We start from the raw sequence: 23,037 nt of genomic DNA, 5'->3' as shown, positions 1-23,037 counted from the left end.
ACCGGGACGGCCCCCGCTCCGGCCGCCCCGTGAGCGCGGTCCGACAGGTCAATGGTTGACCGGGGTGGCGAGTGACGGAGGAGTGGGTCGCCACCGCGACACCGCACCCCTGGACAGCGGGGCCCGCGCTGCGCTGTGAGGGTCAGGCCCTGGCGGAGGCCTTCCTGAGGCGGGCCAACTCCTCCTGGTCCCAGCACTCGACACCGGTCAGGTCGGGCATGCGGTCCCTGGTGAACACCGGGTCCTCACCCCTCCTGCGCTGTTCGACGAAGTCGGTGAGCAGCCGGCAGGCGGTCGGGGCCAGCAGGGCGAGCGCCGCGAGGTTGACCAGGGCCATCAGCCCCATGGTGGTGTCGGCCAGGTTCCAGATCAGACTGCTCGATCCGATCGCGCCCAGGAACGTCACCAGGACCACCGACAGGCGGAACACGGTCATGACGTTCGCGTTCGACGTCAGGTAACCCACGTTGGCCGAGCCGTAGAAGGTGTTTCCGAGCACCGAGGTGAACGCCACCAGCAGGATGATCAGGGTGAGCAGGTGCAGCGCCCAGGATCCGAGGTTGGCCTCCAGGGCGTTCTGGGTCAGTGTCGGACCGGCCCCTTCGGTGTAGGTCGGGTCGGACAGCAGAACGATGAAGGCCGTGGTGGAACAGACGACGAGGGTGTCGAAGTAGACGCCCAGTGTTTGCACGAGCCCCTGTTTGACCGGGTGGCTGACCGAGGCGCTCGCGGCCGCGTTGGGTGCCGAGCCGAGCCCCGCCTCGTTGGAGAACATGCCGCGTCGAACGCCCTGCACGATCGCGGTGCCGATCCCGCCCGCGGCGATCTCGCGGAGCCCGAAGGCGTGCATGACGATGTCGGTCATCACGGCGGGGATCTGGTCGATGTTCATCGCCACCACGGCCAGGCCCATGAGCAGGTAGACCGCCGCCATGAAGGGGACCAGCATCGTCGCGGTCCGGGCGATCCGCCGGGCGCCGCCGAAGATGATCACGCCGGTGGAGACGGCGAGCACCACGCCGACCGCGTACGGGAGCCACCAGGCGCTCTCGGCGCCGGTGACGGCGGAGGCCGTGTTGGCGATCGCGGTGGAGATCGTGTTGCTCTGCACGCTGGTGAACACGAAACCGAAGGTCACGGTGATCACGACGGCGAAGAGCACACCCATCCAGCGGGACCCGAGCCCGCGTTCCATGTAGTAGGCGGGACCGCCGTGGTACAGGCCCTTCCCACCGACCTTGTACAGCTGGGCGAGCGTGGACTCGACGAAGCTCGCCGCGCCCACGAGCAGCGCCATCACCCACATCCAGAAGATCGCTCCGGGGCCGCCGAGCGCGATGGCGGTGGCCACTCCGACGATGTTCCCGGTTCCGATGCGTGCGGCGGCGGACACCGCGAAGGCCTGGAAGGCGGAGATGGGCCGGCCGCCGTCGCTGGTGAGGCCGGGGTCCTCCCGTATGGCCCTGAACATCGCCGGGAGCAGCCGGAACTGCACGGCGCCCGAACGCACCGTGAAGTACAGGCTGAGGACGATCAGGAGGGGGATGAGCAGATAGGCCCAGAGCCCGTCGTTGAAGGCGACGATGCCCGAGTTGATGGTACCCACAGGGGGTCTTCCCTTCGTCGTCGGCGGAGACGGCGTTGTCTCGCTCCGCGACCGGTTCGTGTTCCGCGGCTGTCAGGGAGGGGGATGGGATTTGGTGCGCTGTGATCTGCGGTGTCCGGACACAGGGCATGCCGAATAGGCGAGGTCTTCGCCGATCGGGGAGCCCTGGGCGGCCGAGAGGTGGGCGGGCCGTGGACTAGATAAAAGCAAAAGCTCGCAAATTGCAAGATGGGTCACATTAGAATCGGATTCGGAATTTTTGGTGCGAAGGCCCGTGGGTGATGCCCGGTGGGGCCTCCCGGGGTGTCCGTGGTCGGCGGCGAGCCGGGGGCGGGATCCGAGGAACCGCCTTTGGGCTGGGGGTTTGTCGGTATTTCGGGCGGTCCTGCACGGGGTCGGGTGAGTGGGGTTCCAGGGGGTCGGCAGGCCCAAAACTGCAAAGAAGGGTTGTGGTTCATATCACTTTGGTGCCGTGAAAATGGTGCCTTGATGCATGTTCCGCCCCGAGTTGGCTAGTCCGAAATTTCCAATGTTATAAATATGAGACATGTTGCACCCGTGTTAACTCATTCGCTACTGTCGCCGCCGTGGTGCAACTTCGTATAGCTCTGGCCCAGATCAACCCGGTTGTGGGGGATCTGGAAGGTAATTGCGACAGCGTCGTCGCTCATGCTCGTCAGGCGAGCGACGCTGGAGCCCATCTCGCGGTCTTCCCCGAGATGGTCGTCACGGGGTACTCGGTCGAGGACCTCGCCCTGCGGGACGGTTTCGTCTCCGCCTCCACCAAGGCCACCCACCGGCTCGCCGAGAGGCTCGCCGAGGAAGGACTCGGACACCTGCCGACGGTCGTCGGCTTCCTGAACCGGCGACAGGGGCCGGGGCCCCGCTTCGGCCAGCCCTCAGGGGCCCCGCAGAACTCGCTCGCGGTGCTGCACCGGGGCCGGATCCGGCTCGTGTCGGCCAAACACCACCTGCCCAACTACGGGGTCTTCGACGAGTTCCGGTACTTCGTCCCCGGGGACACCCTGCCGGTGCTCCGGTTGCACGGAGCCGACATCGCCTTCGCCATCTGCGAGGACCTGTGGCAGGACGGCGGCCCCGTCGCCGCGGTCGCCGAAGCGGGGGTGGGGATGCTCGTCACCCTCAACGGGTCCCCCTACGAGCGGCACAAGGACGACGTACGGCTCGTACTGTGCCAGCGGCGCGCACGGGAGATCGGTGCCGCCATCGGCTATGTCAACATGACCGGAGGCCAGGACGGCCTGGTCTTCGAGGGCGATTCCCTCGTCGTCGACGCCGACGGCGAACTCGTCGCCCGCGCACCCCAGTTCGAGGAATCCCTGCTGGTCACCGACATGGACCTGCCCCAGGCGCAGGACACCGCGCCGGCAGTCACGGACGCGGCCGGCTTCCGAGTCGTCCGGTACACGGTCTCGGAACAGCCGCCCGCCCCCTACGACCCGTCTCCCCCGGTCGTGACCCCGCGCCGAGAGGCCATGAACGACCTCGGTGAGATCTACACGGCGCTGGTCACGGGTGTACGCGACCACGTCGGCAAGAACGGGTTCACCTCCGCCCTGGTGAGCGTCTCCGGCGGCGCGGACTCCGCGCTCACCGCGACGATCGCGGCCGACGCGATCGGGGCGCAGAACGTACACGCCCTGGTCATGCCGGACCCGGAATCCGGCGGTGAGAGCCTGGACGACGCCGAGGAGCTGATCAAGCGGCTGGGCCTCACCCGACGCCTCTACCCCTTGGGCCAGCTGCTTCAGGCGTTGGATTCGACGATCGACGTCGGACGGGACCGCCGGGAGGACCTCCTGGACCAGGCGCGGGGAACCCTCATCACGGCCCTGTCCCGGCAGGAGGGGCACCTGGTCCTGGCCAAGGGCAACAAGACCGAACTGGCGACGGGGTCGTGCGTCCACCACGGTGACGCCATGGGGGCGTACGCACCGCTCATGGACTGTTGGAAGACCCTGGTGTGGGAGCTGGCCCACTGGCGTAACACCGAGGAGGATCGCCGGGGCGGCACGCCGCCGATTCCGGAGGGCTCCCTCGCCCGTAACCCCGTCAGCGGCCGGGGGACACTCGACGCGTTCCCGGGGCTGCCGGACCACGAGATGCTCGACGGGCTGCTGGACGCCTACATCGGCACCGACCAGGGCGTCGCGGCGCTGACCGCCGCGGGATTCGATCCCGACCTGGTACGCCACGTCGTACGCCTGGTCGACCGGGCGGAGCACCAGCGCCGCCAGTACCCGCCCGGCCCCAAGATCACCAAACGCAATCTGGGCCGGGACCGGCGCCTGCCGATCACCAACCGGTGGCTGGTCTGACCCGGTGATGCCCGCCCCGGAGTGACTGCGGGCACCCGGGCTCCTTCCGGTGGCGGTGCCGGTGCCCCGAGGACAGAGCGCCGCCGACAGAGCGTCGACGACGATGGCCCGCGCTGGGCGCCTGAACACCGGAACGTGGTCAGGTGCCCCCGCGGCGCCGGTTCCGAGCACTGCGTGCGCACCGGCGAACGCCTCCGTCCCCGGGCCGCGAAGTAGGGCTCTTCGTATGGAGGCATTGCACCCGCCTCACCGGGCGACAGACGGGCCCGGGCCGTGCTGACCAGGGGATCGGTCACAAAAAGGCGTTCGGGGTACCGGCGTCCGGTGGTCGGATGAAACACTCCGCCCATGCTCGGTATCACCGACCTGCCGGCCTATCTGGCGGGGCTCATCCTGATCATCCTCTTGCCGGGGCCCAACTCGCTCTACGTGCTCTCCGTCGCCGCGCGCAGCGGTACCCGCACCGGGTACAAGGCGGCCGCGGGCGTCTTCACCGGCGACACGGTACTGATGCTGCTCGCGGCGGCCGGTGCGGCCACACTCCTCCAGACCAACCCATTGCTCTTCGCGATAGTGAAGTACGTGGGCGCCGCCTACCTGATCTGGATGGCGATCGGGATGCTGCGTTCCGCCTACGCCATGTGGACCTCCCGGTACCAGCGGGCCGAGGACCAACGGGCCGCTGACGCGGAGACGGGCCCGGCCGACCGGGAGCGCCCCTTCCGCAGAGCGCTCGTGGTGTCCCTGTTCAACCCGAAGGTGATCCTCTTCCTGATCTCCTTCTTCGTGCAGTTCGTCGATCCGGCCTACGCCTACCCGGCGCTGTCCTTCCTGGTGCTGGGCTTCCTGCTCCAGTTCCTCAGTTTCGTGTACCTGTCCGTGCTGATCTTCAGCGGGACCCGGCTGGCCGCCGCCTTCGGGCGGCGCAGGCGGCTCTCCGCAGGGGCCACTTCGGCGGCGGGCGCGCTGTTCCTGGGGTTCGCGGTGAAACTGTCCGTCAGCAGCGCCTGACCGGAACTGGGCCCGAGCCTGAGACGGGCGGTGGTCGGTGGGCGCGGCTGGGTGTCGGCGCGGCACGGTAGGAAGGTTCCTGCCCCGGCCACCCGCGCTCGCTCGCGTTCACCACAGGAGTTGTCGTGCCGTTTCACGGTCCAGGCCGCCCCGAGGGCCTGCCCGACCCTTCGCTGATCTGGGCGCTGGCCTCGTTGTCCTGCGCCGTCAGCCCAGGCTTTCGAGCAACAGCCGGGGTGAGGCGATCGTCAGCCGGAATCAGGCGGGTGACCGCACCCACGCAAGGGTGAAAGGGGGGCATCGCCGACATCCCGACGGGGCGATCCAAGATTTCCAGAAAACTCTCCGGGGTCGCGGAATAGCTCCATGGGTACTGCCGTTACACGAGGCGGGTCGGTGCGGTTTAAGTGTCCCCCGGGCTCTAAACAACGCCTTCAGGGAATACCGCACCTTAGCGGTGGCAGGAGCCCTGTTGTGCCACCCGCCGTGAGGCGACCGCCGCACCGGCCCCTCAGCATCACGAAGGCCCACCGGGAACACCCGGTGGGCCTTCGTCGCGTCACCCCTTCGGGGCCGCGCGGAAGGTGGGCGCCAGGGCGGCCTCGGCGCCGCTCTCCGCCCGCGGGGTCAGGCGGGGGCGTCACTCAGCGTGGGCTGAGCCCGGTCATCAGGAAGTGCACGACGTCCTTCAGGCTCCCGTCGACGTCCTCCACGGTGTTGTTGGCGCTGAAGGACGCGAAGCCGTGCAGGGTCGAGGCCACGGTGAAGGCGATGGCCCCGGGGTCGCCCTCGACGATCTCCCCGGCGCGCTGGCCCTCGGCGATGGCGTTCAGGACGATGGCGAGCAGGTCGCCGACGGCGGCGGCGAGCTGCTCGGAGATGTCGCTGTCGTGCTTGCGCGCGTACATCAAATCCAGCAGGGCGGCGTTGGGCAGCGCGAAGCCCATGTAGGCGCGGGCCAGGGCTAGCAGGTAGCCCTCGGTGTCCGTCCCGTCCGTCCCGGCGGAGTCCTGTCGCTGGGCGTCTTTGGCCTGCTCCAGGGCGACTTGGAGGCGTTGGAACCCGCTGAGCGCCAGGGCGTCGAGCAGGGCCTGTTTGTCCTTGAAGTGGCGGCCGGGAGCCGCGTGGCTGACGCCCGCCTCCCGGGCCAGTTCGCGTAGGGAGAGCGCCGCGGGGCCGCGCTCTGCGAGCGTGCGCTCGGCGCTGGTCAGCAGGGTGGAGCGCAGGTCGCCGTGATGGTAGGGACGTTCAGCCATGTCCACCAGCATAGCGGGATGTTTACAACGCCATCATTGTTGTCATTGACAACTTCCGAAACGGGGCCTACGTTTGCGGTATGAGCGAAACCAACGTGAGCCTGCCCGACCTGACCGGAAGCACCGCCGTCATCACCGGTGCCAACAGCGGCCTGGGGCTGGAGACCGCTAAGGTCCTGGCCCGGCGCGGCGCTCGCGTGGTGCTGGCCGTCCGCGACACCGCCAAGGGGGAGGAAGCCGCCCGCGAGGTCGAGGGCGAGGCCGATGTGCGCCGCCTGGACCTGGCCGACCTGGCCTCGGTCCGCGAGTTCGCCGACGGGTGGAAGGGCGACCTCGCGCTCCTCATCAACAACGCCGGTCTCATGGCCGTCCCGGAGGGCCGCACCAGGGACGGCTTCGAGACCCAGTTCGGCGTCAACCACCTGGGCCACTTTGCCCTCACCAACCTCCTCCTTCCGCACGTCACGGGGCGGGTCGTCACCGTCTCCTCCGGGATGCACCGGGCGGTCAACCGTATTGACTTCGACAACCCGAACCTGGAGGGGCGCTACACCCCCTATCGGGCCTACGGGCAGTCCAAGCTGGCCAACCTGCTGTTCACCCTGGAACTCCAGCGCAGGCTGGACGCGGCCGACTCCTCGGTACTGGCCACCGCCGCGCACCCGGGTTACGCGGCCACCAACCTCCAGGGCCGCACCGGTAAGCCCTTGGAGGACCGGTTCATGGGGGTCCTCAACCGGATCGTCGCCCAGAGCGCCGCCGCCGGCGCCCTGCCCACCGTCTACGCCGCCACCCAGGATGTTCCCGGCGCCGCCTTCGCCGGGCCCACCGGGTTGTTCATGAACGGCGCCCCCGGACCGTCCAGCCGGAGCACGGCAGCCCAGGACCCCGAAGCGGCAAGGCAGCTGTGGGAGCTGTCCGAGAAGCTGACCGAAACCTCGTTCCCGCTGTAGGACCCGGTTGCCCGCTGTAGGAATCGGTGTTCCGCCGGAGAACTCGGTTTCGCGCTGAAGAGCGAACGGCCCCGGAGACGGTCAGGGTGTCTCCGGGGCCGGTTCGTCGGCGGGTGTCTCGGTTACGCGGTCGGGCCAAGGGTCACGGAACGAGGGTGAGCTCGTCCGTACTGGCCTTCCGGACCGCCTCCTCGGTCACCGCCCAGGGCAGGGTCTCGCCCCGCGCCCACAGCTCCAGCTGGTCGTCGTAGTTGGGGTGGAAGGCGTGCCCGGAGTTACCGGTCAGGTGGATCCACGTGGAGGCGTCCCGGTCGGCCAGGTCCACCACCATGCGCATGGACGGCACCGCGGTGATCCCGTAGCCCTTGGCCGCGTCCCAACCGGTCGCGTTCACGATGCTGGAACCGCCCGAGCTCTCTACCGGGCCGCGGTTGAACAGCCACTCCACCGGGCCGATCCCCGAGGTGCCGAAGGAGTCGTGGGTCGCGGTGAGGGTGTGCAGGTCGCCCCAGCGCCAGTCGGCGGGGGTGTCGCCGAGAAGCTCGGTGAGCTCTTCCACGGCGGCGTCCATGGCGGCGGCGAGCACCTCCTCGCGGCCGCTGGCCCCGCTGCCGTCCCACCAGGCGTTGTCGGGGTCCTCCAGGAGCCGGGTCACCACGTACATGCCGCGCGAGCTGCTGTTCATGTCCAGCTCACCGAGCTCGTCGAAGAGCAGCGGCAGGAGCTGGCGCCAGGTGGCGTTGTAGAACGCGGCCCCGGCGGAGTCGGGTTCGTTGAAGTGGTCCCAGTCCTCCAGCAGGGCCTGGGCCTCGGCGGTGCTCCCCCGCACGTCCGTGTCCAGCAGGTACGGGGTGATCGCGACGGCGGCCCCGTGGTGGGAGTCCATCAGGATCCGCTCCATGTCGGCCACGCCCACCGGGCCTTCGGCGATCGCCTCGTCGATCAGGTCGTTGATGCGCTGGCCGCGGTAGCCGTAGTCCCAGTCGGCGGTCAGAAAGTGCTCGTAGTCCTCGTCCACCACCGACTGGTTGGCGGTGACGATCACCCCGGACTCGGGGTTGTACACGCTGGGGAGCTCGTCGAAGGGGAGGAACTCCTCCTCCCAGTCGTAGTCCGAGACCCAGCCGGGGGCGGGCCAGCGGCCGTCGCCCTGGCCGCGGACCGGGACCAGACCGGGCGCCTGGTAGCCGATGTTGCCCTCGTTGTCCGCGTAGATGAGGTTCTGCGAGGGCACGTCGAACTTGCTCGCCGCGCTGCGGAAGCCGTCCCAGTCACGGGCCTGGTTCATGTCGAAGATGGCGTCGGCGGCGCTGCCGGGCTGGAGCGCGGTCCAGCGCAGGGACACCTGGTAGGGGCCGTCGTCGCCCTCGCCCGGGTTCTGGCCGATCTCGCTCAGGTTGGACCCGGTGGCGGTGGTCGACAGGATCGGTCCGCGGTGGGTGGAGCGGACGGTCAGGTCGCGGTCGGCGCCGCCGGAGACCACGATGGTCTCCTCGATGACGTCCAGCGGTCGCTTCTCGCCGTCCACCACGTACTCGTCGCCGTCTACCTGCTCCAGGTACAGGTCCATGACGTCGGGGTTGAGGTTGGTGAAGCCCCAGGCGATGGACTCGTTCTGGCCGATGATCACCCCGGGCAGGCCGGAGAAGCTGAAGCCGCTCACGTCGAACGGGCAGGCCTCGGTGAGCTCCGTGCAGTGCAGGCCCATCTGGTACCAGGTGGAGGGCATGGAGGCGCCCAGGTGGGGGTCGTTGGTCAGCAGCGGCGAGCCGGTCTCGGTGTGCTCTCCGGAGACCACCCAGGAGTTGGAGCCCAGGTCGGGGCTGGTGGACGGGCCCAGGAGGTCCGGGATGGCCGCGTGGATCTCGGAGAGCCCGTCGAGCGCGGCGAGGGCGTCCTCCGGAAGCTCGGGGGCGCGGCCCAGGTCGGCCTCGACCTCGGCCCCGTTGTGCCCGTCGGTGTCGGTGATGGGCGCGTGCAGCTGGGTCGGGTAGGCCGGGAAGAGCTCCTCGATCATCTCCCGGTCGAGCCCCTTGGCGAGCAGCTGGGCGCGTTCGGTCTCCGCCTGGAGGTTGCCGCCCAGGTCCCAGGCCATGGCCTTGAGCCAGGCGAGGCTGTCCGCGGGCGTCCAGGGCTCCACGGTGTAGTTGTCCGCGGTGATCCCGAGCAGCCCGTATTCGAGGCTGGCTGAAAGCCCCTGGTTGTCGTCGATCCAGGCGTTCACCCCGGCCGCGTAGGCGTCCAGGTAGCGCTGGGTGTCCTCTTCCAGGAGGTCGTACTCCTGCTCGGCGACCCGCCGCCAGCCCATGGTGCGCAGGTAGATGTCGGTCTCCACCTGACCCTCACCGAAGAGCTCGGCGGTGCGCCCGGCCGTGACGTGGCGGCGGAAGTCCATCTCCCAGAAGCGGTCCTGGGCGTGCGTGAACCCCTGGGCGACGAACAGGTCCTCGGCGTTGTCCGAGTACACGTGCGCCACCCCCTGCCCGTCCCGCAGCACCGTCACCGGTCCGCTGAGCTCGGAGAGGGTCAGCTCCCCGGAGGTCGTCGGAAACGACTGCCGCACCGCCCAAACGCCCAGAAGCGATGCGATCAACGCAAGGGACGCAATAGTGGCCACAAGGCCCAAAAGAACACGAAGAAGGACACGCTTCCGCAATACACCCATGATGGAACCTTAGGGTGTCCTGGCTCACGTGCTCTAGGTCTCAGTGTTCCCCTTTTCTAATTGTTACCAACTGGTAGGTCCGGCTTAGGGAAGCGCAGGAGCAGGGGGACGCACAGGAAGACGACGGCGGCCATGGTGGCGAAGTAGGCCGCCGCGGACAGGTCCAGGAGGACCCCGCCCATGACGGGGCCGACGAAGAAACCCAGGTAGCGCAGCTCGGACAGGCCGAAGTAGGTGCCCTTGCGGTCGTCCGTGGCCAGGGAGTGCACCGCGATGTCCGGCAGCGGGAGCAGGATCGCCTCGCCCAGGGTCCAGAACACGATGGCCACGTACAGCAGCACCACGTTGGTCGTGCCCAGCCAGATGCAGACGAAGGCGACCGAGAAGAACACGCAACCCAGGAGCACCAGGGGGCCGCGGGCGAGGCGTTCGGACAGCCAGATCACCGGGGGCTGCACCAGCAGGGCCAGGGCGGCGTTCACCACCAGCAGCGACGCGAACAGGTACTCCGTGCTGTCCCCGTAGGTGCTCTTCATGTACAGCGGGATGGACGTGTCCATCTGCGCCATGACCAGGAAGACCACGGTGCCCGCGCCGATCGCGGCCATCAGCAGGGGATCGCGCAGGGCGCTCGTCCACGGGACCGAGGCGGTGATGGTCGAGACGGTCTCCAACCGGCACAGCTCACCGCCGCGGACCAGGACCACCACCAGGTACAGGGCGAAGAAAGCCGCCGGGGCCAGGAAGAACGCCGCCGGGCTCGCGTGGTAGAGCACACCGCCCACGGCCGGGCCGACGATCGCACCCATGCACAGGGTGATGTAGCGGATCCGGAAGATGCGCCCGTCACCGGTGTCGGCCAGGGACAGCAGCTTCTTCATGCTCGGCTCGACCATCGTGCGTGCCAGTCCCAGGGACAGGAAGAGCATCACGACGGCGGCGGGCGCGGCGACGAAGGCTAGAGCTCCGTAGACGACCACGTTCAACAGCAGACCCAGGCGCATCAGCCGGACCGCGCCGAACCGGTCGGCGACCATCCCGCTCAGCAGCCCGCCGAAGGCCGCGATCATCGGAATACCGCCCACGACCGCGCCGATCCCCGCGGCGGACAGCTCCGTGCGGTCCGCCAGGTAGAGCGCTGCGAACGGCAGGGCCGCGAAGAACGCCATGGAGTTGAGCAGCGAACCCAGGACGAGGGTGCGTTCGTCGCGGCTGAACCGCCACAGGGAACGGCGTTGGACGGGGGTCTCGGTCACGAGGGTCCTCGCTGTGGTGGTCGCCGGGGCGGCGCCACCCTAACTTTCGCCTCTGACAAACCCGGGAGCGCTCAGGGAAGGGTGAATCCGGCGAGCCCGCCCGCCCCAGGTCAACTCTGACCGTCACCCCTTCGGTGATCTTGCTACCAGGAGCAAGTTCGGCGCCGAACTTGCTCCTGGTAGCAAGATCACCGGGGGAGAGAGCCTGTCAGAAGCGGGCGCCCGCCTCGGTGGCCTCAGCGCGCAGCTGGGCGACCAGGTCCGCGGCGGGGAGTTCCCCGGCCTGCCGGAAACCCGTGCCCGCCCACAGGGCCATGCCCTCGGGGTCGGCCGCCCTGGCCGCCGCGGTCCGCAGCGGCTTGGTCATGTGGTGCACCTCGGGGTAGGCCCCAGGGGCGTTACGGTGCTCACCCATGAACCGGTTGCTCAGCCCTCGGGCCGGACGCCCGGTGAACGCCCAGGTCAACGCGGTTTCGGTGAAGGCGGGGTCAGCCAGCGCGGCCTTGTGCGCGGCCTGGGCACCGCTCTCCGAGCAGCGCAGGAAGGCTGTCCCCAGCTGGACTGCGCCGGCCCCGGCGGCCCGCGCGGCTGCGATGTCAGCGCCGGTCATGAGGCCCCCAGCCGCGATCACCGGCACCTCCACCGCACGGACGACCTCGGGCAGCAGCTGCAACAGCGGCTGGTCATCGCCGTGCGCGGGATCGAAGGTGGCCCGGTGCCCACCGGCCTCCACCCCCTGGACACACACCCCGTCCGCACCCCGGGCCACCGCGGTCCGCGCCTCCTCGACGGTGGTGGCGGTGACGACCGTCGCCGTCCCCGCACCTCGCAGCCGCTCCAGAACCTCAGCGGACGGACAGCCGAACGTGAAGCTCACGACCGGGACGGCGGCGGAGAGCAGGAGGTCGAGCTTGGCTTCCCACGCGTCGTCGTCATATGTGGCCGGGCCGACCTCCACCTCGCGGCGGCGGGCGTCCTCAGCCAGCTCGGCCCGGTAGGCCTCGACCGCGGGCGCAGGCGCGGGGGAGCCGGAGGGCACGAACACGTTCACGCCGAACACCTCGGTGCCCAGCTCCCGGACCGCGTCGATCTGCTCGGACAGCGCCTGGGCGGACAGGTACCCGGCGGCGAGCCAACCCAGCCCGCCCGCCCCGGACACAGCGTGCACCAGAGCGGGGGTGGAGGTGCCCCCGGCCATCGGGGCCTGCAGGATCGGACGCGCCCTGAGGAGTTCGGGCAGGTTCATGGTGTCTCGCCTTCTCACTCGCGAACTGGGCCGCAGGCTAACAGGCGGTGCGCTCAGCCCCGGGCGGCGGCCCGGTTCTGCCGAACCGCCCAGGTGAAGTCCGCGGACTCCGGGAAGATTCGGGCCAGGAACAGCGCGACCAGCGAGCACACGAAGGCGAATACCGCCAGCACGGACACCGCGGTGGAGATACCCCACACATCCCACATCCAGCCGAACGAACCGGTCGTGAGCGCACTGCCGAGCAGGGTCACCACCGTCACCGCCGAGAACATGGTGTTCCGGTTGGCGTCGGTGAACATCAACTGCGCCCACACCCCGGACAGCACGCCGCCCAACCCGATCAGGAACTCCGCCACCACCAGCCCCACCACCAGCGGGACGACCTCGTACGCGGCCAGGACCAGCGGCAGCCCGATCCCCATCGAGGCCACCGAACCCCACACGTGCGGGCGGTCCTTGTTCACCCAGCGCGCGCAGACCGCCCCGGCGGTCAGGGACACCGTCATCAGCAGCATGACCAGACCGTTCAGCCGCACGTCCTCGCCGCCGTACTCGGCCAGCAGCATCGGCTGCCAGGACACCACGAGCAGCATGGTGGCCGACATCAGGGACAGCGCCAACACCACCAGCGGAACGAACCGCCGGGTGGCCACCAGCAGCACCGACTCCAGCACGATCGTCCCGATCCGCCGGTCCGACTGCCCCGGGGTCGGCGGGAAGCACACCGGGGCCAGCACCGCCAGCAGCAGCACCAGAACACCGCCCACGGCGATCATCGCGTCCGCGGTCACCCACGTCCCCGCCACCATCACCGAGGCCGCGCCCAGCACCGAACCCACCCGGGTGGAGATCGCTCCGACCCGGACGATCCGCGTGATGCGGTTGTTCCGGTCGTGCTCACCGACCCGGTTGATCAGGATCGCGTTGAGGGTGCCGGACTTGAGCGACATCCCGATGTTGCCCAGGCACACACCCACCACGGTGAGCGCGAGCCCGTCGGTCAGCCCGAGGGTCACGAAACCCGTACCCCACACCAGCAGGCCGAGCGTCAGCAGCCGCCGGTGGCCGTACCGGTCACCCAGGGCACCGCTGGGCGCCTCCATGACCAGGCCTATCAGGTGGCCCCCGGCGAGGATCAGCCCCACGGCCCAGGGGTCGGCGCCGCGTGCCAGGATCACGGTGACGAAGACCGCGCCGAACGCGAAGTCGGCCGCGGTGCTGATCAGCGTGTAGACGCTGAGCCTGGACAGCAGCGAGAACCGGCCGCCTTCGATGACGGGCGGGGGTGTTGGGGGAGCGGACCGAGGCTCTTCCTGCGGTAGGGGGGCAGCGGCCGCGGGTTCGGTTGGAGAGGGTTCACTGGCAGGGGGTGTGGAGGCCACAGGCGGTCCGCTTCCGTCAGGGCCCGGGGGCCGCTGGGATTTTGCCGACGCTAACAGCCCGTGCCTGACTACTCCACGTGTTTTTCCAGCGGCGCCCCTAAACCGGCCCCTGCCACCGGTTCATGGCGCCTGGCCCCGGACCCGGCCCTGGACCCGGCTGCGACCTGGCTACGCGCCCAGTTCCGAGGCCGGTCCGGGCGCGGGACCTCGGGTGCTGTGCGGTGGGGTGTACGGCACCGTGTGGAAGAGCGGGACCAGGACCGTGTCCACGATTTCCACCACCAGGCTGTCGGGGATGGGCTCCAACCGGAACAGGAAGTGGTTGCGCAGCAGCGCCTGCCCCACCTCCAACCGGGGGCCCACGGCGGCCTCGGCGGGGATCTCCCCCCGGGCCACGGCCCGGCGGGTGACCTCCGCCATCATTTGCCGACCCATCCCCTGGGAACGGGAGCGGATCTCCACCGCGTGCTCCGGGTAGGGCAGGGCCTCCCCGAGCAGCCCGCGCAGGGCCGCTCCGGCGGGCCCGGAGAGGGTCTGTGCGGTCTGGCGCAGTAGCACCAGCAGGTCACCGCGCAGCTCACCGGTGTCGGGGATGTCCGACGGGTTGGGCAGCAGGTGGTACACCGCGTCCATCACCAGGGTGGACCGGGAGGTCCAGCGCCGGTACAGGGAGGCCTTGCTCGCCCTGGCCCGCTCGGCGACCCCCTCCATGGTCAGTGCCGCGTACCCGTGCTCCGCCAGTTCCTCGATGGTGGCTTCGAGGATGGCGTTGACCAGGGCCTCCCCTCTGCGGCGGGGGCGTTTGCGGTGGTCGGTGCTCTCGACGGACATGTTCGCATCCTACGAAGCTCTGGTGACTCTGCCACTGCCGCCGTCCACGGTCACGACCTCTCCATCGGCGAGCACGGCCGTTCCGGTGCCGGTGCCCATCACCGCCGGGATGCCGTACTCGCGGGCCACGATCGCGGCGTGCGAGGCGATCGCCCCCGAATCGACGACCACCGCGGCGGCCCGTTGGAACAGTGGGGTCCACGCCGGGTTGGTGTACGGACAGACCAGGACGTCGCCCTCCCGGAGCCGGTGGAAGTCATCGGCGCCCAGGACCACCCGGACCGGACCGGTCACCGTGCCCGAACTGGCGGGTGACCCCGCGACCACGGCGTCCCCGGTGTCCCCGCGCGGGAAGACCCGGGCCGGATCGATCATCGGCACCCCGGCCAGCTCGGCGCGCTTGGCCGCCCGATCCCGGACCAGGGAGCTCAGCCGCTCGGCCTGCCCAGCCGGGATCGCGGTGACGTCCTCGACCTCACCAACCTCCTCCAACCGCAGGTGGAACAGGTCGAAGGCCTCTTCCAGAACCCCGGCCCGCCGGAGCCGCTCGCCGATCTCCAACAGGGAGCGGCGCAGAGCCGGGAGCATCGCGGTGAAGTAGAAGTGGCTGTCCTCGCGGAAGGCCACCCCGTCCTGGGCGGCGCGCAGCCACCGCCCGACCCTGGCCCGAGCCCGGCGCCCGCGCAACAACGGGTGTTCAAGCAACCGCGCCAACGCCTGCGCGGACCGCGAGGCCCCGTCCTCCGGCCCCGCGCTCTCGGACAGCTGGGAACGCACCAGCCCCAGCACCACCTCGGGGGACTCGGCCAACGTCGGCGGGCTGACCAGCAGCGGGGAGGCGGTTTCCCGCCGGCCGTACTCACGCAGGAAGGCGTCGAGCCGGGCACGGAACTCAGCGAACCTGGTCCCGGTCTCCTCCCGCAGCGCGGCCATGACCCCGGCCGGTTCCCGGTCGTTGAACAGCCGGAGCAGTTCGGGTTCGGCGCGGACCCGTTCGGCCAGCGCGCGCAGCGCCCCGTTGGAGTCTTCGGTCCGGGTGCGGGCCCCGCCCAGCAGGTCGGCGAGCAGTTCCCGGCGGCCCAGCAGGCCGGTGGTCACCGCCATCCGGGCGAGTGCCAGGCCGCTGCCGGGCAGGTAGTCGGTCCGCAGCTCCTGGCAGGGAACCATCAGCCGCAGGGCCCGCTCGGGCACCTGGAGCAGCTCGGCCCAGGGCAGGGCGGGCAGGTCCAGGGCGTCCAGGGTGTCGGCCTCGGCGATCAGGTCCGCCAACCGCGGGTCCCTGGCCCAGTCGGCGGGTCGGAACCTGAGGGCCTTGCGCGCCAGCTTCCAGGGGGTGAGCACCACACGCGGCGCCGGGTGCGGGGAGGGTGGGACGAGCTGGACGACCACCCCGTCCTCCTCGCGCAGGTAGTTCTGGAAGGTGCCCACCAGGCCGTAGTACTCGGCGATCTTACGCATCATCTCGGTGGGGCCGCGCCCCAGCCAGGTGCTGACGTCCATGGGGTAGGGGCGTACGGGCAGGTACTCGGTGAGTACCGAGGCCTGCAGTCGCTGACGCCGGTTGAGCGGGACGGAGGGCGGCGGCAGTGCGGTCATGGGTCGGGCCTGCACGATCCGGAACCGCTGGTCGGACAGGGCCCACTCGATGTCCTGCGGCCGCCCGAAGTGCTCGGCGACGGTCCGCGCGTGCGCGGCCAGGACGGTCAGCTGGTCATCGGAGAGCAGCGCCTTCCGCGACCCCCCGCCTCCGCCGCCCTCGGACGGTTCCGCCCGCTCACTCTCCTGCCGGACCCCGCCGCCCTCGACCGAGCGGATCACCACCTCGCCGCGCCCCGGCTTCCACTCCAGGACCCGTCCGCGCTGGTCCAACAGGTAGTGGTCGGGGGTGACCAGCCCGGACACCACGGCCTCGCCCAGCCCCGCCCCGGCATCCACCACGACCCGGTCCCGGGCCCCGCTCACCGGGTCGGCGGTGAACATCACCCCGGCCACCTCGGAGTCCACCATGACCTGCACGACCACGGCGATCCGGACCTCTGCCTGGTCCACTGCCCGTTCGCGCCGGTAGGCCACGGCACGGTCGGTCCACAGCGAGGCCCAGCACCGGCGGACCGCGTCCACCACCGCCTCGGCGCCGATCACGTTGAGGTAGGTGTCCTGCTGCCCGGCGAAGGCCGCACCGGGCAGGTCCTCGGCGGTGGCACTGGACCGCACCGCCACGGGAACGTCCGCGCCCAACCGCCCGTAGGCGGCGACGATGCCCTCCCTGAGCGCGTCCGGAACGACCGCCCCCACCAGCGCAGCCCGCAGGTCCGCGGGAGCGGGACCCTTTCCGGTCCCGTCGCCCACCACTCGGCTGAGGGCTTCCTCTTCCTCGGCGCTTCTCTCCGGGGCGCTCCCGTCCGGAGCGCCTTCCGCCAGCGGGGTTCTTTCCAGTGCGGCTACCAGATCCTGCAGGCCCGCGGACTCCGCGACGGCGGCGTAGGCCTCGGTGGTCACCACAAAGCCCTCGGGTACCGGAAGCCCAGCGCGCAGCAGTTCGCCCAGGTTGGCGGCCTTGCCTCCGGCGACGGGCAGGTCCTCGGCGCCGAAGGCGGTCAGCGGGGCGACGGACGGGGTTGGAGTGACAGCGGTTGAGCTCATGAATTCTCCTGATCGAGGTCGGTCAGTGCTTTGGTGCGCAGGGGGAGCGCCGGCAGGAACAGTGCCAAGAGGAAGGCCAGCCCCAGCAGCGGGGCCACCGTCAGGGTCGCCGCCGGTACGGCGGTACCGAAGGCGGTCTCCACCAGTTCTCGGGTGTTGGGGGGCAGCGCGGCGATGGCTTCCGGGGTGAGGTCGCCGGGGTCGGCGACCCCGGCCGGGGAGTGTGCGGCGAAGGATCGGGTGACCAGCGCACCCATCAGGGCGACGCCCACGCTGGCACCCACCTGTCTCAGGAACAGGACGGAGGAGGTGACCGCGCCGAGATCGGCGGGGTCGGTGGCGTTCTGCGCGGCCAGCAGCACCACCTGCATCACCATCCCGACCCCGAGGCCGATCAGAAACAGCACCGCCACCAGGCCCGGTACGCCGCCGGACGCCCCGAGCAGGCCGAACAGGAGCAGGCCAAGGGCCATGAGTCCGGTGCCGGTGACCGGGGACCACCAGTACCGGCCGCTGCGGGTGATCAGCTTTCCCGAGACGTTCATGGTGACCAGGGCGCCCGCCATCAGCGCGGTGACCAGGAACCCCGCCTGGGTGGCGGTGGTGCCCAGCGCCACCTGGGCGAAGGTCGGCACGTAGGCGAGGATGCCGAAGAGCGCGAACCCCACGGCGAAGCTGAGCAGGACCGGTACGGCGACCCCCCGCTGCCGCAGCAGCCGGGCGGGCAGCACGGGGTCGCGCGCCAGCCTGGCAGAGACCAGCCACAGCGATGATGCGGCGAGGGTGGCCCCGGCCAGTACCGGGACCGCCCACCCCGGCCGTCCCCCGTTCCCGGCGAGCAGGTCGGCCAGGAGTACGGCACCGACCACGGTCGCGGCGAGCGCGGCGGCTCCGAACAGGTCGACCGGCTTCCGGGTGGTCGGCCGGGGCAGGCGGAGGGTGAGGGCGAGGAGGACGAAGGCGGCCGCCCCCAGCGGGATGTGGACCGCGAAGATCCACCGCCAGGAGAACAGGTCGACCAGCACCCCGCCCAGTAGGGGGCCGCCCACCGCGGGCAGCACGGCGACCGAGCCCATGAGCCCCATGTACCGGCCGCGCTCACGGGGGCTGACGATCTCGGCGAGGGTGGCCTGCCCACCGATCATCAGCCCGCCGCCGCCCACCCCCTGGAGCACCCGGGCGGCCACGAACATCGGGAAGGAGGCGGCCAGGGCGCACAGCAGGGCGCCGAGGACGAAGAAGGACAGGGCGATCAGGAGGAGGGGTCTTCGGCCGAAGCGGTCGCCGAGTCTGCCGTAGACCGGCAGCACCGCGGTGGCAGCCACCAGGTAGGCGGTGATGACCGCGGGGATCTGGTCCAGTCCGCCCAGGTCCCCGGCGATCACCGGCAGCGCCGGGATCACGGAGGTCTGGTCCAGCGGGGCCAGCAGCATCACCAGAAGGAGTCCTGGCAGGACGGGAGCCACCGACCCGCGGCGCCGCGCTGTGCCCACCCCGTTGCCCCCACCGGTCATCGGAGCCTACCTCCCAGATCATTAGAGAACGCTTCGTTCCCTAATGCTAGGCGGGTCTTGTAGAAAACGCAACGTTTCCTAAGTGCGAGCTTCGAGTGCCCTGTGCTGAACTGCGTGTTCCTCCCCCGATGGCGCCAGGTCCGCCCGACGCGCACTCCGTCCCGCCCACCCGGATACGCTCGGCGCGACACCTGACCTTGGGAGGAACCACATGACAGCGACCGCGGTCGTCACCGGAGCCAGTAGCGGGATCGGTGCCGCCACCGCGCGCGGGCTCGCCGCCGAGGGCTACGACGTGGTTTTGGTCGCCCGCCGCGCCGACCGGATCGAGGCGCTGGCCGAGGAGATCGCCAAGAGCGGCCACTCGGCCCGGGCCCAGGTCCTCGACGTCACCGACCGCGCCGCGGTCGATGCCTTCGCCGAGACCCTGGACGCCTGCGACGTGCTGGTGAACAACGCGGGCGGCGCGATCGGAACCGAGACCGTCGCCACCGGCGACCCCGCCGACTGGCGGAAGATGTACGAGGTCAACGTCCTAGGCGTGCTCAACATGACCCAGGCGCTGCTGCCCAAGCTCATCGCCAGCGGCGACGGCACCGTCCTGGTCGTCTCCTCGGTAGCCGGGCACGTGGTCTACGAGGGAGGCGGCGGTTACGTGGCCGCCAAGCACGGCGCCCACACGCTCGCCGCGACCCTGCGCCTGGAGCTGTGCGGGGAACCGGTCCGGGTGCTGGAGGTGGCCCCCGGCATGGTCAAGACCGAGGAGTTCGCCCTCAACCGCCTGCGCGGGGACGCCGACCGCGCCGAGGCCGTCTACGACGGGGTGCCCGACCCGCTGAGCGCCGAGGACGTCGCCGACACCATCGTGTGGGCGGTCACCCGGCCCCCGCACGTCAACATCGACCTGCTCGTGGTCCGCCCGCGCGCCCAGGCCGCGCAGCACAAGATCCACCGGGTCAAGGAGTAGCGACGGGCACGGAGTGACCCCGAAGCACCGAACGGCCGTCCCCTCGGGGGCGGCCGTTCGGCGTCGCCGCCCGCCTCGGGGCGGGGCCGCTCACCCCTGTGAGCGTGTGGCGCGGGCGGCGCGACGGCGTGGCGGCGCCGGTTCGATCCCCGGGTCGGGGACGTGGAGGGGGATGTCGCGGTCGGCGAAGGGAAGCGTGCCCGGGTAACCGACGGTGAGTGCCACGTGGCGGCCCGCGAGGCCCCGGGCGCAGGGCAGGGTCAGCCCGGGGTCGCGGGCCAGGAGGCGTACCGTCATCCCACCGAGCAGGGCGTGGGCCACGGCGGCGCTCTCCTCCGGGTCGCAGGGGCCGAAGTCCCCGGTGGCGACACCGTCGGCGATGGCCTCGACGAGTGGCGCCCGTAGCCGCGTGTAGAGGTCGGTGAGTGCCTTGGCGAGGTCCTGGTCGCGCACCGCGCGGCCCTCGAGCTCACTCCACAGCAGCCACTCGCGTACGTCGTCGGGGCTGATGGGCAGCCAGAAATCGATCTGGTCGGCCACGCGCTCGGCGGGTGAGGAGCGCTCCTGGGCGTGGGCCCTGCGCTCGGCCCGGGAGCGCTCACGGTCCAGTGAGTGCGAGATGGCGGCCGCGAGCAGCTGGGCGCGGTTGGCGAAGTGGTAGTGCAGCAGGGCGGTGGAGGCGCCCGCGCGCTTGGCGATCTCTGCCAGGCGTACGCCGTCGTAGCCGTCGCGGGCGATGAGCTCGACGGCGGCGTCCAGGATGCGTGTGCGGGTGTCGGGACTGGTCATGGGCCCATTCTTTACCACTTGCCCCTTGTCTCGCCGAGGGTGCTGACTTTAACATCAGGTAACTGATTTTAAAGTCAGCAACCGGAGGAGCCCGCATGTCCGACCCCCACGGCATCCGCCCGCCGACCACCGGTGTCGCCACCGACGAGGTCTTCCGTGTCGAAGCGCACGGGATGGACCAGATTCCCGACACCGACCGGCACGGCGGGCCGCGCGACCTGTTCTGGGTGTGGTTCGGCGCCAACCTCACCTTCACCTTCGTCATCAACGGGGCCCTGGTGATCGGCCTCGGCCTCCGCTTCTGGGAGGCCGTCGCGATCTTCGCCGTCGGAAACCTGGCGTTCTTCCTCGTGGGTGCTGCCTCGGTCGCCGGGGCCCGGGCCGGAGCACCGACCCTGGTCGTGGCCCGGGCCTCCTTCGGGAGGTGGGGAAACTACCCGGCGGCCGTCCTCAATTGGCTGGTCAGCGTCGGCTACATCATTCTCAACACGGTCGTGGGCGTCCTGGCGCTCGCCGTCCTGGGCGCCGCCGCGGGGCTGGGGACCGGGGCGCCCGTGCTGGTGGCCGGGCTGGTCGTGATGATCGCCTGCACGGCCAGCGTCGCCGTGCTCGGCCACGCCACCGTTCAGGTCATGCAGCGCTGGCTCGCCATCGGCCTGGTCGTGTGCACGGTCGTGCTGGGTGTCCTGGTCCTGCCGCAGGCCGACCTGTCCTACGGCGGAACCGACGGATCGCGGTTGTGGGCGTGGTCCGTCGGCCTGCTCGTCGCCGTCGCGGGCGGACCGCTGTCCTACATCGCGATCTGCGCCGACTTCACCCGCTACCTGCCGCGCGCCTCCCGGGCGCGCGGGATCACCCTGGCCACAGGGTTCGGCGCGATGGTCCCGGCCACGGTCCTGGGAGTCATCGGGATCGCCGCCGCCACCCGGGTCGAGGTCGTCGAGGCCACCGACCCGGTCACCGCCGTCGCCACCCTGTTGCCCGTGTGGTTCCAGGTCCCCTTCCTGGCTGTGGTGGTCGGCGGCTGCGTCACCAACACGATCATGACGCTGTACTCGTCCGGCCTGAACCTGCAGATCCTCGGCGTCCCCCTCAACCGGGCCAGGACAGTCCTGATCCAGGTCGTCCTGGTCACCGCCGGTTCGGCTGTCGCACTGTTCGTCGTCGACTTCACCGATGCGCTCCTGGCCTTCCTGTCGGTGATGGTCGTCGTGTTCACCCCCTGGGCCGGAGTCTTCCTCTGCGACATGTGGCTGCGCCGCGCCCGCTTCGACATCACGGGGCTCTACGACCGCGAGGGCGGAACCTACCGCTACACGCGGGGCTTCCACCGGGCCGGCCTGACCGCCCTGGTGGCCGGAACCGCCCTGTCGGCGCTGGCCGCCGACTCGGTGCTGTGGGTCGGGCCGCTGGCCGCCGCCCTCGGCGCGGACCTGTCCCTGCTCGGCGGCCCCGCCGCCGCGCTCGTCTACTACCTGCTCGTACGGGGCCGACCGGCGTTCGCCCAGGTCCCGGACCAGCCCGTCACAACGACAACGGAGATGGAATGACCCGCTACGGATCGATGTTCGGCCCCGACTACACCTTCCTGGGGGTCGATGAGTGCGACCTGGACCGGCCTGAGACCTGGGCCGATGCCGAGGCCGTCATCATGGGGGTGCCCTTCGACGGGGGCACCTCCTACCGGGCGGGTACCCGGTTCGGCCCTCGGGCGCTGCGCGGCACCGACTACCTGCCCCACGACGGACAGCGTCCGCACCTGGCCCTGCGCACCGACGGCCTGCGTGAGCTCAACACCAAGGACGCGGGCGACATTGAGTGCTTCAACGGTGACATCGAGGGGATGGTCGAGAAGGTCGGCGATGCGGTGACCAGGGTCGCCGCCGCCGGCAAGATCCCGGTGATGCTGGGCGGCGACCACACCATCGCCCTGCCCGACGTGCAGGGGGTCGCCCGCCACCACGGCTGGGGCCGCGTGTCGGTGATCCACTTCGACGCGCACGCCGACACCGGAAACATCGACTTCGGGTCCCTGCTCGGACACGGCCTGCCCATGCGGAGGCTGATCGAGTCCGGCGCCGTGCGCGGCGACCGGTTCATCCAGATGGGTCTGCGCGGGTACTGGCCTGAGCCGGAGACCCTGTCCTGGATGGCTCGGCAGGGGATGCGCTGCTACGAGATGAGTGAGATGGACGCCCGGGGTCTCAACACCTGTCTGGACGAGGCCTTCGCCCTGGCCACCGACGAGTGCGAGGGGGTGTTCCTGTCGGTGGACGTCGATGTCGTCGACCCGGGCATGGCGCCCGGAACCGGCACTCCCGAACCCGGCGGGCTCACATCTCGTCAGCTGCTCGACGCGGTGCGCCGGATCTGTGTGGAGCTGCCGGTCGTCGGCCTGGACATCGTGGAGGTCTCCCCGGACCACGACCACGCCGACATCACCGCGATGCTGGGCAACCGGGTCGTGCTGGAGGCGTTGTCGGGGATCGCCGCGCGTCGCCGGGGACAGGGCTGGAACCCGACCCGCCCCATGCTCGACGGCTACGCGGACTGACGGCCGGGCGAAGAGGCGAAAG

At 70.4% G+C, this 23,037-nt stretch carries 16 protein-coding genes; 6 read left to right on the top strand and 10 right to left on the bottom strand.

The features are described 5' to 3' along the window. Window positions 1-142: 142 nt before the first annotated feature. A complete protein-coding gene (locus tag D457_RS0113830; protein ID WP_017581262.1) occupies window positions 143-1,606 on the bottom strand; it encodes an alanine/glycine:cation symporter family protein in 1,464 nt (487 codons plus the stop codon). Window positions 1,607-2,193: 587 nt separating this feature from the next. Between D457_RS0113830 and D457_RS0113825 the strand changes: the two genes are divergently transcribed. Both D457_RS0113825 and leuE read left to right on the top strand, forming a co-directional pair. Then, the gene (locus D457_RS0113825; protein WP_193374500.1) at window positions 2,194-3,945 is read left to right on the top strand and encodes an NAD+ synthase; all 1,752 of its coding nucleotides are present in this window, start codon (window positions 2,194-2,196) and stop codon (window positions 3,943-3,945) included. A 348-nt stretch (window positions 3,946-4,293) separates the two neighbouring features. Beyond that, entirely contained in the window at window positions 4,294-4,956 is a 663-nt protein-coding gene (gene leuE, locus D457_RS0113820) for a leucine efflux protein LeuE (protein ID WP_017581259.1), read from the top strand. 644 nt (window positions 4,957-5,600) lie between these two features. On the opposite strand, the gene D457_RS0113815 is transcribed toward leuE, so the two are convergent. Continuing rightward, on the bottom strand, window positions 5,601-6,212 hold the full coding sequence (locus tag D457_RS0113815) for a TetR/AcrR family transcriptional regulator (protein ID WP_026116629.1): 612 nt from the start codon (window positions 6,210-6,212) through the stop codon (window positions 5,601-5,603). An 80-nt stretch (window positions 6,213-6,292) separates the two neighbouring features. Here D457_RS0113815 and D457_RS0113810 point away from each other — a divergent pair, with 80 nt between their 5' ends. Next, complete coding sequence (locus tag D457_RS0113810) at window positions 6,293-7,165, top strand: oxidoreductase (protein WP_017581257.1); 873 nt, start codon at window positions 6,293-6,295, stop codon at window positions 7,163-7,165. A gap of 142 nt (window positions 7,166-7,307) precedes the next feature. Here the strand turns inward: D457_RS0113810 and D457_RS0113805 are convergent, their stop codons facing one another. The 7 genes from D457_RS0113805 to D457_RS0113775 form a co-directional block, all read right to left on the bottom strand. After that, entirely contained in the window at window positions 7,308-9,728 is a 2,421-nt protein-coding gene (locus D457_RS0113805) for a penicillin acylase family protein (protein WP_017581256.1), read from the bottom strand. A 158-nt stretch (window positions 9,729-9,886) separates the two neighbouring features. Further along, window positions 9,887-11,086, bottom strand: coding sequence for an MFS transporter (locus D457_RS0113800; RefSeq protein WP_017581255.1), 1,200 nt, complete (start codon window positions 11,084-11,086; stop codon window positions 9,887-9,889). Between the two features lie 208 nt (window positions 11,087-11,294). Beyond that, window positions 11,295-12,332, bottom strand: a complete 1,038-nt coding sequence (locus D457_RS0113795; RefSeq protein WP_017581254.1) for a nitronate monooxygenase — start codon at window positions 12,330-12,332, stop codon at window positions 11,295-11,297. A 53-nt stretch (window positions 12,333-12,385) separates the two neighbouring features. Beyond that, window positions 12,386-13,717 (bottom strand): MFS transporter, encoded by a 1,332-nt coding sequence (locus D457_RS0113790; protein ID WP_017581253.1) that lies wholly within the window; start codon window positions 13,715-13,717, stop codon window positions 12,386-12,388. Window positions 13,718-13,885: 168 nt separating this feature from the next. After that, window positions 13,886-14,548 (bottom strand): TetR/AcrR family transcriptional regulator, encoded by a 663-nt coding sequence (locus D457_RS0113785; protein ID WP_017581252.1) that lies wholly within the window; start codon window positions 14,546-14,548, stop codon window positions 13,886-13,888. A gap of 9 nt (window positions 14,549-14,557) precedes the next feature. Beyond that, window positions 14,558-17,191, bottom strand: coding sequence for a PEP/pyruvate-binding domain-containing protein (locus D457_RS0113780; protein ID WP_017581251.1), 2,634 nt, complete (start codon window positions 17,189-17,191; stop codon window positions 14,558-14,560). Further along, entirely contained in the window at window positions 17,188-18,705 is a 1,518-nt protein-coding gene (locus D457_RS0113775; RefSeq protein ID WP_017581250.1) for an MFS transporter, read from the bottom strand. Before D457_RS0113775 ends, D457_RS0113780 begins: the two co-directional genes overlap by 4 nt. Window positions 18,706-18,916: 211 nt before the next feature. Between D457_RS0113775 and D457_RS0113770 the strand changes: the two genes are divergently transcribed. Further along, window positions 18,917-19,672 (top strand): SDR family oxidoreductase, encoded by a 756-nt coding sequence (locus D457_RS0113770; protein ID WP_017581249.1) that lies wholly within the window; start codon window positions 18,917-18,919, stop codon window positions 19,670-19,672. A gap of 90 nt (window positions 19,673-19,762) precedes the next feature. Here the strand turns inward: D457_RS0113770 and D457_RS0113765 are convergent, their stop codons facing one another. Continuing rightward, on the bottom strand, window positions 19,763-20,461 hold the full coding sequence (locus D457_RS0113765; protein WP_017581248.1) for a TetR/AcrR family transcriptional regulator: 699 nt from the start codon (window positions 20,459-20,461) through the stop codon (window positions 19,763-19,765). 95 nt (window positions 20,462-20,556) lie between these two features. Here D457_RS0113765 and D457_RS0113760 point away from each other — a divergent pair, with 95 nt between their 5' ends. Next, complete coding sequence (locus D457_RS0113760; protein ID WP_017581247.1) at window positions 20,557-22,011, top strand: purine-cytosine permease family protein; 1,455 nt, start codon at window positions 20,557-20,559, stop codon at window positions 22,009-22,011. Next, window positions 22,008-23,015 (top strand): agmatinase, encoded by a 1,008-nt coding sequence (gene speB, locus D457_RS0113755; RefSeq protein ID WP_017581246.1) that lies wholly within the window; start codon window positions 22,008-22,010, stop codon window positions 23,013-23,015. The genes D457_RS0113760 and speB overlap by 4 nt, the downstream gene beginning before the upstream one ends. The last annotated feature ends 22 nt before the right edge of the window (window positions 23,016-23,037 follow it).

The organism is Nocardiopsis valliformis DSM 45023, from assembly GCF_000340985.1.
GTDB classification, from domain to species: domain Bacteria; phylum Actinomycetota; class Actinomycetes; order Streptosporangiales; family Streptosporangiaceae; genus Nocardiopsis; species Nocardiopsis exhalans.
The sequence above is the reverse complement of the archived record's forward strand: the minus strand, read 5'-3'. Positions and strand labels throughout refer to the sequence as shown.

What these genes read in the sequence shown, in the direction of transcription:
- leuE (WP_017581259.1), top strand. Translation starts at nt 4,294, where the DNA reads ATGCTCGGTATCACCGACCTGCCGGCCTATCTGGCGGGGCTCATCCTG.
- D457_RS0113815 (WP_026116629.1), bottom strand. Translation starts at nt 6,212, where the DNA reads ATGGCTGAACGTCCCTACCATCACGGCGACCTGCGCTCCACCCTGCTG.
- D457_RS0113810 (WP_017581257.1), top strand. Translation starts at nt 6,293, where the DNA reads ATGAGCGAAACCAACGTGAGCCTGCCCGACCTGACCGGAAGCACCGCC.
- D457_RS0113795 (WP_017581254.1), bottom strand. Translation starts at nt 12,332, where the DNA reads ATGAACCTGCCCGAACTCCTCAGGGCGCGTCCGATCCTGCAGGCCCCG.
- D457_RS0113785 (WP_017581252.1), bottom strand. Translation starts at nt 14,548, where the DNA reads ATGTCCGTCGAGAGCACCGACCACCGCAAACGCCCCCGCCGCAGAGGG.
- D457_RS0113780 (WP_017581251.1), bottom strand. Translation starts at nt 17,191, where the DNA reads ATGAGCTCAACCGCTGTCACTCCAACCCCGTCCGTCGCCCCGCTGACC.
- D457_RS0113775 (WP_017581250.1), bottom strand. Translation starts at nt 18,705, where the DNA reads ATGACCGGTGGGGGCAACGGGGTGGGCACAGCGCGGCGCCGCGGGTCG.
- D457_RS0113770 (WP_017581249.1), top strand. Translation starts at nt 18,917, where the DNA reads ATGACAGCGACCGCGGTCGTCACCGGAGCCAGTAGCGGGATCGGTGCC.
- D457_RS0113765 (WP_017581248.1), bottom strand. Translation starts at nt 20,461, where the DNA reads ATGACCAGTCCCGACACCCGCACACGCATCCTGGACGCCGCCGTCGAG.
- D457_RS0113760 (WP_017581247.1), top strand. Translation starts at nt 20,557, where the DNA reads ATGTCCGACCCCCACGGCATCCGCCCGCCGACCACCGGTGTCGCCACC.
- speB (WP_017581246.1), top strand. Translation starts at nt 22,008, where the DNA reads ATGACCCGCTACGGATCGATGTTCGGCCCCGACTACACCTTCCTGGGG.